Raw genomic sequence first — 15042 nt, forward strand, 5'->3', positions numbered from 1 at the left:
AGGGCGAGCCGGGTCCGAGCGGGCGAGAGTGTCACCGGACAAGGCTACCGAGGGATCGTCAGAATGACGATTTAATTCGAGCCTGAAGGCGCCGCACGCGCGACGGGGCGCCCGGCGCTGCGCCGCTACTCCCCGAGCGCCTCGTTCAGCCGAGCGATCTTGCCGTCAATCTCACCCGAGTACCCAGGGCGAATGTCGGCCTTCAGCACCAGCGAGACCCGGGTCCCGAACGCGCCCACCGCCTCCGTCGCGCGCCTGATCACGTCGAAGACCTCGTCCCACTCCCCCTCGATCTCGGTGAACATCGACGTCGTGCGGGAGGGCAGCCCGCTCTCGCGGACGATGCGGACGGCAGCGGCGACCGCGTCGTGGACGGACGCGTCGGGCGCTTCGCCCCCGGACGGTGCGACCGAGAATGCGACGAGCATGGGAGCCTCCCTGACTGCGCCGCCGCGAGTCGGCCGCGCTCCGTCCGAGCCTACGAGCTCTGGGCCGCGAGGCGCGTCTCTCCGGTCAGCGCCGGCTCCGACAGCGTCACGACGCGCGCCGAACCGATCCGCCACAGCTCGCGCAGCAGCCAGCCGAGCAGCACCACCAGCAGGACGTTCCGAACGCTCAACACGAGCACCATCGACCAGTGCGACCAGAGCAGGAAGAGATAGAGGTACGGGTACACCACCTGGGTCAGCGCCGCCGTGAGCATCGTCAGCTTCGCCGGTCGGTCGAAGGAGCCGTCGCGACAGGCGATTAACCCCGCGATCACCGGCGGCGCGAGCCACACGATGTATTGCGGCGAGAGCACCTTATTGGTGTCGATGAAGACGACCACGAAGGTCAGCGCGAGCAGCGGGAACAACCGTATAGCGTCCGCTCGCCGCGCGAGGGCCCGCGCTCCGAGCAAAGCCACGCCCAGCATCGCCAGGGCGAGCAGCGGAGTCATCAGGCTCGCCGCAAATTCGGTGCCGGGGCCGTGCATCTCGAAGGTGTTGATGTCGGCCGCGTAATAGACGTAGCTGCCGGTGCCCGGGACGACCGACAGCCACATCCACGGCGTGCTGACGACGGCCTCGATCTGAAGGCCACGGTCGGTCTGGTCGGTGACGAAGCTGAAGACCTGGTCGCCGCCGCCGACCAGGACGACCGCGAGCACAAGGAGCACAGAGATGACCGCCGGCACGAGGATCATCCGTACGCGGCCGCGCAGCACCAGGACAGCGGCGGCGAGGATCGCGGCGGGCCACACCTTGATCCAGGTGGCGATCGTCAACAGCGCCGCGGCCACGCCCGGCCGGGTCGCGGCCCACAGCATCCCGGCGATCGCGGGAGGCGTGGTAAACGCGTCGATCCGCCCGACCGCGATCGGCCCGAGCAGGACAAGGAACAGCAGCCACCAGCGCGCCGCAGCCAGGCGCGGGGCCGATCGGCGCCGCAGCAGGAGGGCGAACACGGCGGCGTCGGCGAGGGCGACGAGGACGAGCCACACCAGGTCGTAGCCTGCCGCGCCGAAGAGCCACGAGGCGGCGATCGGGCCCCAGGCGAGGATCGGGTAGACCCAGCCCATGTCGATTCCCGCGATGCCGCCGCCGTCGACGGCGGTCCTCATCCACTCCCGGTAGACGATGCTGACGTCGCCCATCGGCCGGCCCGGCGCGAACAGCGCCAGGAGCGAGAGCAACACATGCACGAGCGCGAAGCCACCCCAGAGCACGGCGACGCGATCGCGGTTCTCGCGCAGCCGGGCGAGGGGCCGAGAGAACGCTAGAGGAGGGGAGGACAGCACCGCGTCATTGTAGAGGGGCCGTTGCTCGGGACGCTGGCAGCAGCACTGCACGCGCGGGAAGCGGCGCTTCCTGGACACCTCAGTAGCCGGGGAACACCTCAGTAGCCGGGGAACGCGTCGGTGCGGATCCGCTTCGCCCCCGCACCCCGCAGCGCACCGCGGACCGAGTCGACGAACGACGGCGATCCGGAGACGTAGCCAACCCGTCGGCCCGCGTCCGGTACGGCGTCGGCGAGCAGTTCGGCGCTCAGGCGTCCGGACACATGCGACCAGCCGGTGGGCAGACCGGCCGGGACCTCCTTCGAGCAGAGCACGACCCGCGCACCCGACTCCTTCAGCAGCTCGCGGTAGGCGACATCCGCGAGGCTCGGCGCAGCGACGACGACGACGACGTCCCGCTCCGGGCCGCCCGCGAGCGAGCGCAGCTGGCTGGCGAACGGGGTGATCCCGATTCCGCCGGCGACCAGCAGCAGCGGCACGGAGGGGTCGACCGGCAGGACGAAGTCCCCGCCGACGCTCGTCGCGCGCACCGAGTCACCGGGCTCCAGGGCGGCGAGCGCCCGTTTGAAGCTGCTCGCCTTCTCGGGCATCCGCAGGGCGATCGCGATCTCGCCGTCCGCAGGGGCGGAGGAGACGGAGAACGTGCGCCGGCTCCCCCGGCTGTCGGCGCGGTGCGGGAGGTCGAGCTCGAGCCACTGACCCGGCTCGAACGGGAGCGGCGAGCGGGAGCGGAAACGGTACTCCGCGATGCCCGGGGCGAGCACGCGGGTGGAGGCCAGCTCGAGCGTGTGCCTGCGGCGCTGGCGGTACGCGACAGCGAAGGCGAGCACGTTGCCGACGACGAGGCCCAGCTCCGGAGTGGCGGAGATCACGCCGATGTGGAAGGGCACGCTCGCCAGGAGCGCAGCGACGACTGCGATTATCAGCTGCTGCGAGCGGCGGGGTGCGAGCGTGAGCGGCTCCGTCAGCATGAAGGCGCCGGCGAAGACGAAGGGGTAGGCGGTCAGGACCAGGGCAGCCGCGGCGCCGAGGTCCTGACCGTTCAGCACGGCCTGCTGCACCGAGACTCCGCCCGCCACGAGCACGAAGGCGGCGAAGACAGCCCAGCGGCGCACCCGCGCAACGACCAGGAGAGAGCCCAGGACGACGAACGGCCACATCGCGCCACTGGCGATCCACCAGGCTCCGGCGTTAAGCCCGGTGAAGCCGATGATCAGCACGGCGACCGCGGCCGGATTGAAGAGGTGCCGACCGCGCCAGGCGAGGACGTACTTGGAGGCGGCGGCGATCGCTCCGACGAGAGCGATCACCGCTAGCCCGCGCGGATCCGCCGTCGGGAAGAGGATGCAGGCGATCAGCAGGCCTGTGACAAGGGAGGACTCGAGGTGCGCGCGGCTGCGGAAGAGCCTCGCGAGGACCGCGCTCACGAGGGTGGTCGAGGCGACCGCGACCAGAGTGCTGCCGAGGATCTCGAGCGGAGTCGAGAAGATCAGGCCGGCGGAGGCGTAGCCGACGGCGAGGAGCAGGAGCGTGACGAGCGTCACCCAGACCAGCCGGTAGGTGGTGACGCGGCCAAGGGCGCGGTCGAATGTGCCGATCATCGGAAGACCTCTCCGGGGAAGGAAGGCGAGTAGTGGAGGGTGCCGTCGCTACGGACGCGGACGAACTCGAAGTCGAAGCGCTCGGCGAGGGTCTCGGGCGGGCAGACGAACAGCGCGGTCGCGAGCCCGTCAGCGATGAGGGCTGTGTCGGCCACCGCCCAGGTGGCGACGATGCTCTCGACCGGAGCACCGGTCCGCCCGTCAAGGACGTGGTGCAGGCCGCTGCCCCAGGCGCGGCGATTGCTCGCGGAGCCGCAGAGCGCGCGATCTCCGGGCAGCGCCACGCCGAGCGCGCTGCTGGCGTCCCACGGGTGCTCGAGGCCGACCCGGTAGTCTCCAGCGCCCGTGCCGCGGAGGTCGCCGCTGGCGTCGACGAGGGCGGGCCCAACTCCGGAGATCTCGTCGAGCACGAGGTCGACGAGCTGCCCTTTGCCGGCCGCGCCGATGTCGATGACGGTGCCCGGCTCGATCCGGAGTCCTGCCGCGCCGTAGCGGGCTGCTGCCCAAGCCGGGGCCGGGGCCGCCGGACCGCGGGGCACGAGGGTGTAGGCGGGGTCGTAGCCGAGCTGTTCGAGCGGGCCGCCGACGAACGGGGTCACGGCGCCGCCGGTCAGCTCGTCGAGCACGTCGTAGAGGGCGAAGAGCTCATCGGCCTCGGCGGTGAAGACGTGCTCGCCCCCCTGCCGCAGCTGCGAGACGGCGGAGTCATCGCGAAAGCGCGACCAGGTGCCGTCGTAATCCTCGATGCACGCCGTCACCCGGGCGCGCCGGGACGCGCCAAGCGGCTCGGCGGTGTCGATCTGCCAGGTGGTGCCGATCGCGTCGAATCGCCACTCGTGGCCGAGGGCGGGCGCCGGATCAGGCCGTGGCATCGGCCTTGATGGTCTCGACGGCGTCGTTGAAGCCGCCGGAGGTGAGGGAGGATCCCGACACCTTCGAGACCTTCAGGTCATCGAGCGGCTTGCCGACGACCTCGCCCGAGATACCGCTGGCGAAGCGCCCCTGGTACTGCTGGCCGGTCGGGTTCTCCGACTCCGGGGTCACGGTCACGTCGGTGACCACTCCGCCCGCGAGAGTCAGCGACACGCCGACCTTCTCGTTGCCACCGGGCGAGGTGTAGGAACCTTCGGCCTGGTAGGTGCCGTCGGTGTAGCTGCTGCCGCTCGCTGCGGCAGCGTCGCCGGTCGACTCGGGGGCGGTGGTCGGAGACGTGGCGGTCGCCGCGTCGGCATCGTTCCCGGTCGCGGTGGGGCTGGAGCAGGCGGCGAGGGCGGCGAGCGTGCCGGCTCCGGCGAGGAGGGTCAGGGCGTAACGGGCGGGAGTCATGGTCTTCGCGGTCATGTCTGTTCTCCTGGTCAAGGCGGACGCGGCGGATCCGACAGTAGGGGCACTCACTTCGAGCATGTGATGAGGCGGCGGTGCGGACCCGGTGAGCCGGATCGCGGGCGTCGCTTCCCCCAGGACAACGGTGGCGGTTCCGCTTCGGTTCAGTGTTCGCTCACTTCGGTTTCGGTTCGGTGCTCGCCGGTGAGGTGTTTCAGCCCAGGACCGCCGCGACGACTCCAGGCAGGTGCTCGGCGATGTCCAGGGCCGCGATCGGCCCGCCCGCGGAGGCGGCGCGGCCCGCCTCGGCGTGGAGCACCGCGGCGGCGGCGGCGAGCGGAGCGAGGTCCTCGGCCCTCAGCGTCGTGCCTGCTGCTTCGGCGTCGGCGGCGCGGCCGGCGGCGAGCGCGCCGAGCACACCACCGAGGACGTCGCCGCTACCCGCTGTCGCGAGCCAGGGCGTGGATCCGGTCACCTCGAACTCCGTACCGCCGGCGACGATGTGGGTGGTGCTGCCCTTGAGCAGCACGCACGCACCGAGGCGGTCGGCCGCGCGGCGCGCCCACTCCCCCGGGGCGGCCGCGATCGTGGCGGCGTCCACGTCCAGGCCCGTCCGGCTGAGAACTCCTGCGAGTTCGCGGTAGTGCGGCGTGATGACGACCGCTCCGGCGACCTCGTCGATCAGGTCGAGGGCACCTGCGTCGAGCACCACCGGGACTCCCGAGTGCAGCTGCTCGATCAGCGTGCGCCGCTGGTCGTCGTCGCGGTCGTCCGCGCTGGTTCCGGAGCCGACCAGCCAGGCCTGCACGCGTCCCACTGCGGTCACCACCTCCGGTCGCCGCGCGAGCACAAGCCCCGAGGGTCGCTCCGGCCCGAGGTACCGAACCATGCCGATCCCCGTCCGCACCGCCGCTTCAACACCTAGCACCGCCGCTCCCGGGTACCGCTGCGACCCCGTCGCGACCCCCAGCACCCCCCGCCTGTACTTGTCGTCATCCTCTCGAGGCACCCGAACGCTCCGCGCCGCCTCCGCCATCCCGACCCGCTCACCCATCCCGCCACCCTACGTGCGCCCCCGCCCCGTGCCGGCGCAGCCGCGCCCCCCCTCTCACCGTGCCGGCGCAGCCGCACCCCCCCCTCCCTCCAGGGGTGGCGCGGGTGCTGGAGGGGGCAGTCGCAAGGCGGAGGAGGAAGCGATACCGGCGGTATCGCGCCCGACGACAACGCCGCGAATGCCCCCTCCAGCGCCCGCGCCTAGCGACGGGTGGCGTCGTCGACTTCGCCGACAATCTCCTCAATGATGTCCTCCAAGAACAGCACTCCTGTGGCGCGGCCCTCCTCGTCGAACGCGCGCGCGAGGTGGGCTCCCGTGCGTCGCATGATCGCGAGGGCGTCTTCGAGGTCGGTGGCTTCGAAGATCGAGGCGAGTTGGCGGATCCGTTTGGCGGGGACGGGGAGGCGGAACTTCGCGCCTTCAGTGTCGCCGTCGAGGTCGAGGACGTCCTTGAGGTGGATGTAGCCCTCGGGGGTGCCGTCGGCGCCGAGGATCACGTAGCGCGAGAAGCCGTGTTTGGCGACGGCGCGTTCCACGTCGGCGGGGGTCGCTCCGCTGGGCAGGCTGACGATGCCGTCGAGGGGCAGGGCGACGTCGTGGACCTTCTTCTCGGTGAATTCGAACGCGGCGAGGAGGGTGCCGGTCGAGTCGCGGAGGGTGCCCTCGCGGGTGGACTGGTCGACGATCGTCTGCACCTCCTCGAGCGTGAATGTGCTGTTCGCCTCGTCCTTCGGTTCCACCTTGACGAGGCGGAGTACGCCGTTCGAGGTCGCGTTGAGCGCGACGATGATCGGCCGGAGTACTCGGGCGATGGCGACCAGCGGCGGCGCCAGGAGCAGCACGGCGCGGTCGGGCATCGAGAACGAGATGTTCTTGGGCACCATCTCGCCGAGCACCACATGCAGGAACGACACGATCAGCAGGGTGATCACGAAGGCGACGGTGCCGGAGAACTCGTCGGGGATGCCGACGGCGTGCAGCGGCACTTCGAGCAGGTGGTGGATCGCCGGCTCGCTGACGTTGAGGATCAACAGCGAGCACACCGTGATACCCAGCTGCGTGGTCGCGAGCATGAGGGTGGCGTGCTCCATCGCAGCGAGCGCGGTGACGGCGCTGCGGCGCCCGCTCTCGGCAAGGGGTTCGATCTGGGAGCGGCGCGCGGAGATGACCGCGAATTCCGCTCCGACGAAGAAGGCGTTCGCGGCGAGGAGCACCACGAGCCAGGCGATTCCGGCCCAGTCACTCATCGGCGGTCTCCTTCCGACCGCGGTGTCCGCGGCCGACGTCGGCGAGCGGGTCGGGGCTGCCCTCGGGCTCCGCCTCGGGGTCGGGGGTGAAGCGGAGGCGGTCGATGCGGCGGCCGTCGAGCCGCTCGACGCGGAGGGAGCCGCCCTCGACGTCGACCTGGTCGCCGACGGCGGGGAGTCGGCCGAGCTCGCTCATCACGAAGCCGGCGACCGTCTCGTAGGGGCCCTCCTCGGGGATGTGCACGCCGGCGCGGTCGAGGATCTCGTCGGGGCGGAGCATGCCGGGGAAGGTGGTGGAGCCGGGGAGCTTCACGACGTCGGCGCGCGAGCGGTCGTGCTCGTCGGCGACCTCGCCGACCAGCTCCTCGACCAGGTCCTCGAGCGTCGCGACGCCCGCCGTTCCGCCGTACTCGTCGACGACGACCGCGAGCTGGAAGCCCCGCCCGCGCAGCTCCGTGAGCAGCACGTCGAGCTTCATCGTCTCGGGGACGCGCAGCGGCTCCGAGCGCAGCGCTGTGACCGGCACGTCCGAGCGTTTTCCGCGGGGCACGGCGACGGCCTGCTTGACGTGCACGACTCCGACGATGTCGTCGATGTCATCGTCGGTGATCGGGAACCGCGAGAACCCGGTGGTCCGGGCGAGGTCGAGCACATCCTGGGCCGTGCTCGCGCGCTCGACCGTCGACAGGCGCAGGCGCGGGGTCATCACGTCGCCCGCGGTCAGAGCGGAGAAGCGGAGGGTGCGCCCGAGCAGGTCGGCCGTGTCCTCCTCGAGCAGTCCCGCGCTGGCGGAGTGGCGCACGAGGCTCGAGAGCTCCTCGGCGCTGCGGGCGCCAGAGAGCTCCTCCTTCGGCTCGATGCCGACCAGGCGCAGTAGGGCGTTCGCGCTGCCGTTCAGCAGGGCGACGGCCGGGCGGAACACCGTCGTGAATGCGGTCTGGAGCGGTACGACGAGCTTCGCGGTCGCTCGCGGCAGCGCGAGGGCGAAGTTCTTCGGCACCAGCTCGCCGAAGATCATCGACAGCAGCGTCGCGATGACGATCGCGATGACCGTCATCACCGGCGCGAGCGCCTCCTCCGGGATGCCGAGTCCGCTGAACGGCTCCTGGAGCAGCGTCGAGAGCGCCGGCTCCATCGTGTAGCCGGTCAGCAGCGTCGTGAGCGTGATTCCCAGCTGCGCGCTCGAGAGATGCGTGGAGGTGACGCGCAGCGCCGCGATCGTCAGCCCGAGGCGGGTCTCGCCGCGGTCGCGTCGGGCCTCGAGGTCGGCGCGGTCGAGGTTGACCAGCGCGAACTCGCTGGCCACGAAGACGCCGGTGCCCAGCGTCAGCAGCAGACCTATTCCGAGAAGGAGCCACTCAGTTCCCACGATGGTCGCTCCCGGTCACGAGAGGGAGGTGCGAGCCGTACCGGATGAGCCGGACGAGAAAAGCGGGAGCGACGAGAAAAGCGGGAGCACAGGAGAAGTCAACACAGGGCGGATGCGCAGAGGGAGGGGCGTCCATTGTGGCGTCGAGTCTACCGGGCGGGGGCGAGGGACGGGACTGCTCCGCTGTGCCCGGTCAGAGCCATTTCTTTCGCTTGAACACCGCATACAGCACGAATCCGAACAGCACCATCAGACCCAGCGCCCAGGGGTAGCCGAGCCGCCAGTGCAGCTCCGGCATGTCGTCGAAGTTCATCCCGTAGATGCCGGCCACGAGCGTCGGAGCGAACAGGATCGCCGCCCACGAGGAGATCGTGCGGATGACGTCGTTCTGGGCGAGCCCGGCCTCGGTCTGGCGGCGCGAGACGAGCGTCGAGTGCACGGTGAGCGCCTTGTCCAGGATCGCGCGGAGGGAGTCAACCGCCTCCGTGACGCGGATCGTGTGATCGAGCACGTCGCGCAGCGAGCGACGCAGCTCGATCCGCTCCGGCGAGGGCGAGGGCTCGCCCTCCGCGGGCGTGGAGTCCTGCAGCAGCTCGTGCACCAGCGCGGTCAGCGGCTGTACCGAGCGCTGGAAGTGGATGACCTCGCGCGAGAGCCGGTAGATGCGCTCCGACAGCCCGTCGTCGGAGTCGTCGCCGAAGAGCTGATCTTCGATCTCGTCCACGTCGCCCTGCACGCCGAGAACCACGGGGGCGTACTCGTCGACGACCTGGTCGAGAATCGCGTAGAGCACAGCCTCCGGTCCGCGGGCCAGCAGCGCCGGGTCCTCTTCCAGCCGCCGCCGCACGCGGGCGAGGTCCGGCGAGTCGGCGTGCCGGATCGTCACCACGAAGTCCGGGCCCACGAAGACGTGCAACTCGCCAAAGACCACGGTCTCGGCGGCGTCCGCATAGCGCGCGGGCCGCAGGACCACGAAGAGCCCGTCGTCGTAGCGCTCGAGCTTGGCCCGCTGGTGCCCGCTGAGCGCGTCCTCCACGGCGAGCGGATGCAGGCCGAACTCCTCGGCGACCGCCTCGACCTCCTCGCGGGTCGGCCGGTACAGCCCGATCCAGGCCATCCCCCGCTCGTCCCGCATCAGCTCGAAGGTGTCCTCGAGCGAGTCGGGGTTGCGGATGCGGCGGCCGTCGACGTACACGGCGTTGTCGACGATGGTCATGGGCTCGGTTCTAGCACGCGGCGCACGCTCACCAGCTGACCGGCAGCGCCTTGCCCTCCTCGTAGCCCGCCGCCGACTGCAGGCCGACGTGGGCGCGCTCGTGGAAATCGGCCACACTCCGGGCGCCGGCGTAGGCGAAGGAGGAACGCACGCCCGAGGTGATCATGTCGAGCAGATCCTCGACCGAGGGGCGCAGCGGGTCGAGGTAGATGGTGGAGGAGGAGATGCCTTCGGCGAAGAGGCGCTTGCGGGCCAGCTCGTAGGCGTCGAGGCGGTCGAACCGCTCCTGCACCGCCTTGGCCGACGCCATGCCCCAGCTCTCCTTGTAGACCCGGCCAGCCGCGTCGCTGCGCAGCTCCCCCGGCGCCTCGATCGTGCCCGCGAACCAGGAGCCGATCATCACGGAGGCGGCGCCCGCGGCCAGAGCGAGGGCGACGTCGCGCGGATAGCGCACTCCGCCGTCCGCCCAGACGTGGGCGCCCAGCTCCTGCGCGCGCTCCGCCGTCTCGAGGACCGCCGAGAACTGCGGGCGGCCGACCGCGGTCATCATCCGGGTCGTGCACATCGCGCCGGGGCCGACACCGACCTTGAGGATGTCTGCCCCGGCGTCGACGAGATCGTGCACCGCGTCCGCAGTGACGACGTTGCCCGCTGCGATCGGCACCCCGAGATCGAGCGCCGAGACCGTCCGCAGCGCCCGCAGCATCCCCTCCTGATGGCCATGCGCGGTGTCGAGGACCAGGACGTCGACGCCCGCCGCGACGAGCGCGCGCGCCTTCGCCACGACGTCGCCGTTGATGCCGACCGCAGCCGCGACGCGCAGCCGCCCGTCGGCGTCGAGGGCCGGGTCGTAGATCGTGGAGCGGAGCGCGCCGGTGCGCGAGAGCGTGCCGACCAGCGCGCCGTGGTGCAGTACCGGGGCGAAGTCGAGGTCGGCGGCCACCATGAGGTCGAAGGCGGCGCGCGCGGTGGGCACGTCGTCGGCGTCGATGGAGGCAGTGGCGCTGTGCACGAGGTCGCCCAGCCGCGCATCCGGCAGGGCGGTCGCCAGACGCGAGGCGGGGACGCAGCCCACGATCGCGCCGCCCTCCTCCTGCACCACGAAACCGTGGCCGGCAACGGCCGGCAGGATGCGCAGCGCCTCCTCCACAGTGGTGGCCGCCGAGGCGGTGAGGGCACCGGAGAAGGCGACCGGCTGGCGCTTCACCCAGCGGATCGCGGCGTCCAGGGCCTGCAGGGGCATGTCCTGCGGCAGGACGCCGAGGCCGCCGCGGCGAGCCAGCGTCGCCGCCAGACGCTGACCCGTGACCGAGTTCATGTTCGAGGAGACGATCGGGATCGTCGCCCCCGTGCCGTCGCCCGGAGCGAGCGACACGTCCAGGCGGCTCGTCACAGATGAGCGGCCGGGGACGAGGAAGACGTCCGAGTAGGTGAGGTCGCCTGAGGGTGTGCCGCCGGAGAAACGCATGGGGAAACGCTACTGCGGCGCGGCCCCGGGTCGGCCGTGCAGGGAACGGGGTTGGGCGCGGAGGGAACGGGGCTAGGCTTGCTGATCGGGACGGGACCAGGCGACGGCACCGGTTCCCGTGGTGCGAGGACGACCTCCTCCGCTGCGGTAGCAGGCGCCGAGGGATGCGACGGGCCCGTCCGGATGATCAATGATGAATCAACGGAGAGAGTGGGCGATCGGCTGTGTCGAGCCAGTTGACCGGAGCAGGAACAGAGCAGGGCGCGGAGGACTTCGGAGCCAACGAGTGGCTCGTGGAGGAGCTGTACGAGCAGTACAGCGCCGACCGCGCCTCGGTGGACGAGTCCTGGTGGCCCATCCTGGAGCGCTACGGCGCCCAGCTCGCGAACTCCGGCAAGACCGCGCCGGCGCCCGCCCCGCCGCGGCACAGCAGGCACCGGTCGCCGAGCGGATCTCCTCGAGCGGCGGAGGTGCCGTGACCCATCCCGCCCCCACGTCCTCCGAGCAGGCCCCCGCATCCCGCACGACGTCCAAGCAGCCCAAAGCCCAGCCGATCCCGGCCGACGCGCCGGTGAGCAAGCCTGCTGAGGAGGACTCCACGCCGAACGAGGACGTCGTCACTCCGCTGCGCGGCATGGCGAAGAGCCTCGCGACAAACATGGACGCCAGCCTCAGCATCCCCACCGCCACGAGCGTCCGAACGATCCCGGCGAAGCTGATGATCGACAACCGCATCGTGATCAACAACCACCTGCGCCGCACCCGCGGCGGCAAGGTCTCGTTCACCCACGTCATCGGCTGGGCGCTCATCCGCGCGCTCAAGGACTTCCCGAGCCAGAACGTCTTCTACGACGAGGTCGACGGCAAGCCGGCGGTCGTCGCTCCCGCGCACGTCAACCTGGGCATCGCGATCGACATGCCCAAGCCCGACGGCACCCGCGCCCTGCTCGTCCCGAGCATCAAGCGCGCGGACACACTCAGCTTCACCGCCTACCTCTCGGCCTACGAGGACCTAGTCAAGCGGGCCCGCGGCAACAAGCTCGTCGCCGGCGACTTCGCGGGCACCACGCTCTCGCTGACGAACCCCGGCGGCATCGGCACGGTCCACTCGGTCCCGCGCCTGATGAAGGGCCAGGGCTGCATCATCGGCGCCGGTGCCCTCGAGTACCCGGCCGAGTTCCAGGGCGCGTCCGAGAAGACGCTGGTCGAGCTGGGCATCGGCAAGACCATCACCCTGACCTCGACCTACGACCACCGCGTCATCCAGGGCGCCGGCTCGGGCGAGTTCCTGGGGATCGTGCACGAGCTGCTGCTCGGCGGTCGCGACTTCTACGAGGACATCTTCGCCGCTCTACGCATCCCCTACGACCCGATCCACTGGTCGACCGACATCGCCGTCGACCTGGCCGAGCGCGTCTCCAAGACCGCCCGCGTCCAGGAGCTCATCAATTCGTTCCGCGTCCGCGGGCACCTGATGGCCGACGTCGATCCGCTGGAGTACGTGCAGCGCTCGCACCCCGACCTCGCCATCGAGAGCCACGGACTCACCTTCTGGGACCTCGACCGCGAATTCGTCACGGACGGTTTCGGCGGCAAACGCCAGCTCAAGCTCCGCGACATCCTCGGCATCCTCCGCGACTCCTATTGCCGCACGGTCGGCGTCGAGTACATGCACATCCAGGACCCAGAGCAGCGCGCGTGGATGCAGCACAAGCTCGAGCGCGGCTACGAGAAGCCGGGCCACGACGAGCAGCTGCGCATCCTCGGCAAGCTCAACGAGGCCGAAGCCTTCGAGACCTTTCTGCAGACCAAGTACGTGGGCCAGAAGCGCTTCTCGCTCGAGGGCGGGGAGTCGCTGATCGCCCTCTTGGACGCTGTGCTGCAGGGCGCGGCCGACGAGCAGCTCGACGAGGTCGCGATCGGGATGGCCCACCGCGGTCGCCTGAACGTCCTGACCAACATCGCCGGCAAGACCTACGGTCAGATCTTCCGCGAGTTCGAGGGCACGCAGGACCCGCGCACGGTCCAGGGCTCCGGAGACGTGAAGTATCACCTCGGCACCGAGGGCACCTTCCGCGGTGCGGCCGGCGAGGAGATCCCCGTGTACCTCGCGGCGAATCCCTCCCACCTCGAGGCCGTCAACGGTGTGCTCGAGGGCATCGTCCGCGCCAAGCAGGACCGCAAGCCCATCGGCACCTTCACCACGCTGCCGATCCTCGTTCACGGTGACGCGGCGATGGCGGGTCAGGGCGTGGTCGTCGAGACCCTGCAGATGTCGCAGTTGCGCGCGTACCGCACCGGCGGCACGATCCACATCAACATCAACAACCAGGTCGGATTCACGACTCCGCCGCACGAGGCGCGCACCTCGATCTACTCGACCGACGGCGCCAAGTCGATCCAGGCACCGATCTTCCATGTGAACGGCGATGACCCGGAGGCCGTCGTGCACGTCGGCCAGCTCGCGTTCGAATACCGCCAGCGCTTCCACCGCGACGTGGTCATCGACCTGATCTGCTACCGCCGCCGCGGGCACAACGAGGGCGACGACCCCTCGATGACCCAGCCGCTGATGTACAGCCTGATCGAGGCGAAGCGCTCGGTGCGCAAGCTCTACACCGAGGCGCTCGTGGGTCGCGGCGACATCACCGAGCAGGAGTACGACCACGCGCACCAGGACTTCCAGAACCGCCTGGAGCGCGCCTTCGCCGAGACCCACGCCGCGCAGACCGGCGCGATCCCCGTGATCACCGCCAACGGTGACTCCGTGGCCGACCTTGAACTGCCCGACGCGCAGCAGGGCGAGGACTATCCGGGCGAGCCCGAGGTGACCGGAGTGAAGAACGAGGTCATCACCCGCATCGGCGACGCCTTTACCACTCCGCCCGAGGGCTTCACCGTGCACCCGAAGCTCCAGCAGCTCCTCACCAAGCGCAAAGAGATGAGCCGCTCCGGCTCGATCGACTGGGCGTTCGGCGAACTGCTCGCGCTCGGCTCGCTCCTGCTCGAGGACACCCCGGTGCGCCTGGTCGGCCAGGACACCCGCCGCGGCACCTTCGTCCAGCGCCACGCCGTGCTGCACGACCGCGAGAACGGTCAGGAGTGGCTGCCGCTGATGAACCTGTCCGAGCAGCAGGCGCGGCTCTGGATCTACGACTCGCTGCTCTCGGAATACGCGGCGATGGCGTTCGAGTACGGCTACTCGGTCGAGCGGCCCGACTCGCTCGTGCTGTGGGAGGCGCAGTTCGGCGACTTCGCGAACGGCGCCCAGATCGTGATCGACGAGTTCATCTCGTCGGCCGAGCAGAAGTGGGGACAGCGTTCCTCGCTCGTGCTCCTGCTCCCGCACGGCTATGAAGGCCAGGGGCCCGACCACTCGTCGGCCCGGATCGAGCGCTACCTGCAGATGTGCGCCGAGCGGAACATGACCGTCGCACGCCCGTCGACGCCAGCGTCATACTTCCACCTGCTGCGCCGCCAGGCCTACTCGCGTCCGCGCCGCCCGCTCGTCGTCTTTACTCCGAAGGCGATGCTGCGCCTGCGCGGAGCATCGAGCCCCGTGGAGGACTTCACCTCGGGACGCTTCGAACCGGTGATCGACGACGCGCGGATCCAGGACGCCTCGGCCGTGCAGCGCGTGCTGTTGCACGCCGGCAAGGTCCACTACGACCTCAAGGCCGAGCTGGAGAAAAAGCCGGACGACGCCATCGCGCTAGTCCGGGTCGAGCAGTACTACCCGGCACCGATCGACGAGTTGCGCGGCATCGCCGAGCGCTACCCCGACGCGGAGTTCGTCTGGGTGCAGGACGAGCCCGAGAACCAGGGCGCCTGGCCGTTCATCGCCCTCGAGGTGGCTCCGAAGCTGGGCCGCGCGATCCGCGTGGTCTCGCGTCCGGCGGCGGCCTCGCCCGCGGCCGGTTCGGCCAAGCGGCACGCCTCCGAGCAGGCCGACTTGCTGTCGCGGGCGCTCACCCGCTGACCAGG

General features: G+C 70.5%; 12 protein-coding genes. 2 read left to right on the top strand and 10 right to left on the bottom strand.

Going from position 1 to position 15042, the window contains the following annotated elements:
* Nucleotides 1–125 precede the first annotated feature (125 nt).
* From C1O28_RS08930 to guaB1, 10 genes are all read right to left on the bottom strand, one after another.
* Entirely contained in the window at nt 126–428 is a 303-nt protein-coding gene (locus C1O28_RS08930; RefSeq protein WP_068254312.1) for a thiamine-binding protein, read from the bottom strand.
* A 50-nt stretch (nt 429–478) separates the two neighbouring features.
* Nucleotides 479–1780: a glycosyltransferase 87 family protein gene (locus C1O28_RS08935; protein ID WP_097165555.1), complete on the bottom strand. Its 1302-nt coding sequence runs from the start codon at nt 1778–1780 to the stop codon at nt 479–481.
* A 98-nt stretch (nt 1781–1878) separates the two neighbouring features.
* Nucleotides 1879–3381, bottom strand: a complete 1503-nt coding sequence (locus tag C1O28_RS08940) for an oxidoreductase (RefSeq protein ID WP_097165554.1) — start codon at nt 3379–3381, stop codon at nt 1879–1881.
* Nucleotides 3378–4253, bottom strand: coding sequence for an FAD:protein FMN transferase (locus C1O28_RS08945; RefSeq protein WP_097165553.1), 876 nt, complete (start codon nt 4251–4253; stop codon nt 3378–3380). The genes C1O28_RS08940 and C1O28_RS08945 overlap by 4 nt, the downstream gene beginning before the upstream one ends.
* Complete coding sequence (locus tag C1O28_RS08950) at nt 4240–4722, bottom strand: FMN-binding protein (RefSeq protein WP_097165552.1); 483 nt, start codon at nt 4720–4722, stop codon at nt 4240–4242. The genes C1O28_RS08945 and C1O28_RS08950 overlap by 14 nt, the downstream gene beginning before the upstream one ends.
* A 196-nt stretch (nt 4723–4918) precedes the next feature.
* Nucleotides 4919–5758, bottom strand: coding sequence for an ADP-dependent NAD(P)H-hydrate dehydratase (locus C1O28_RS08955; RefSeq protein WP_097165551.1), 840 nt, complete (start codon nt 5756–5758; stop codon nt 4919–4921).
* A gap of 200 nt (nt 5759–5958) precedes the next feature.
* A complete protein-coding gene (locus C1O28_RS08960) occupies nt 5959–7005 on the bottom strand; it encodes a hemolysin family protein (protein ID WP_097165550.1) in 1047 nt (348 codons plus the stop codon).
* Nucleotides 6998–8374 (bottom strand): hemolysin family protein, encoded by a 1377-nt coding sequence (locus C1O28_RS08965; protein WP_419866639.1) that lies wholly within the window; start codon nt 8372–8374, stop codon nt 6998–7000. The genes C1O28_RS08960 and C1O28_RS08965 overlap by 8 nt, the downstream gene beginning before the upstream one ends.
* 193 nt (nt 8375–8567) lie before the next feature.
* The gene (gene corA, locus C1O28_RS08970; RefSeq protein ID WP_097165548.1) at nt 8568–9590 is read right to left on the bottom strand and encodes a magnesium/cobalt transporter CorA; all 1023 of its coding nucleotides are present in this window, start codon (nt 9588–9590) and stop codon (nt 8568–8570) included.
* A 28-nt stretch (nt 9591–9618) separates the two neighbouring features.
* The gene (gene guaB1 / locus C1O28_RS08975; protein WP_097165547.1) at nt 9619–11058 is read right to left on the bottom strand and encodes a GMP reductase; all 1440 of its coding nucleotides are present in this window, start codon (nt 11056–11058) and stop codon (nt 9619–9621) included.
* A 224-nt stretch (nt 11059–11282) separates the two neighbouring features.
* Here guaB1 and C1O28_RS16115 point away from each other — a divergent pair, with 224 nt between their 5' ends.
* Nucleotides 11283–11537: a 2-oxoglutarate dehydrogenase E1 subunit family protein gene (locus C1O28_RS16115; protein ID WP_421668937.1), complete on the top strand. Its 255-nt coding sequence runs from the start codon at nt 11283–11285 to the stop codon at nt 11535–11537.
* Nucleotides 11510–15037: a multifunctional oxoglutarate decarboxylase/oxoglutarate dehydrogenase thiamine pyrophosphate-binding subunit/dihydrolipoyllysine-residue succinyltransferase subunit gene (locus C1O28_RS08980; RefSeq protein ID WP_421668939.1), complete on the top strand. Its 3528-nt coding sequence runs from the start codon at nt 11510–11512 to the stop codon at nt 15035–15037. The genes C1O28_RS16115 and C1O28_RS08980 overlap by 28 nt, the downstream gene beginning before the upstream one ends.
* The last annotated feature ends 5 nt before the right edge of the window (nt 15038–15042 follow it).

This window comes from Rathayibacter rathayi, assembly GCF_004011095.1.
Lineage (GTDB): Bacteria > Actinomycetota > Actinomycetes > Actinomycetales > Microbacteriaceae > Rathayibacter > Rathayibacter rathayi.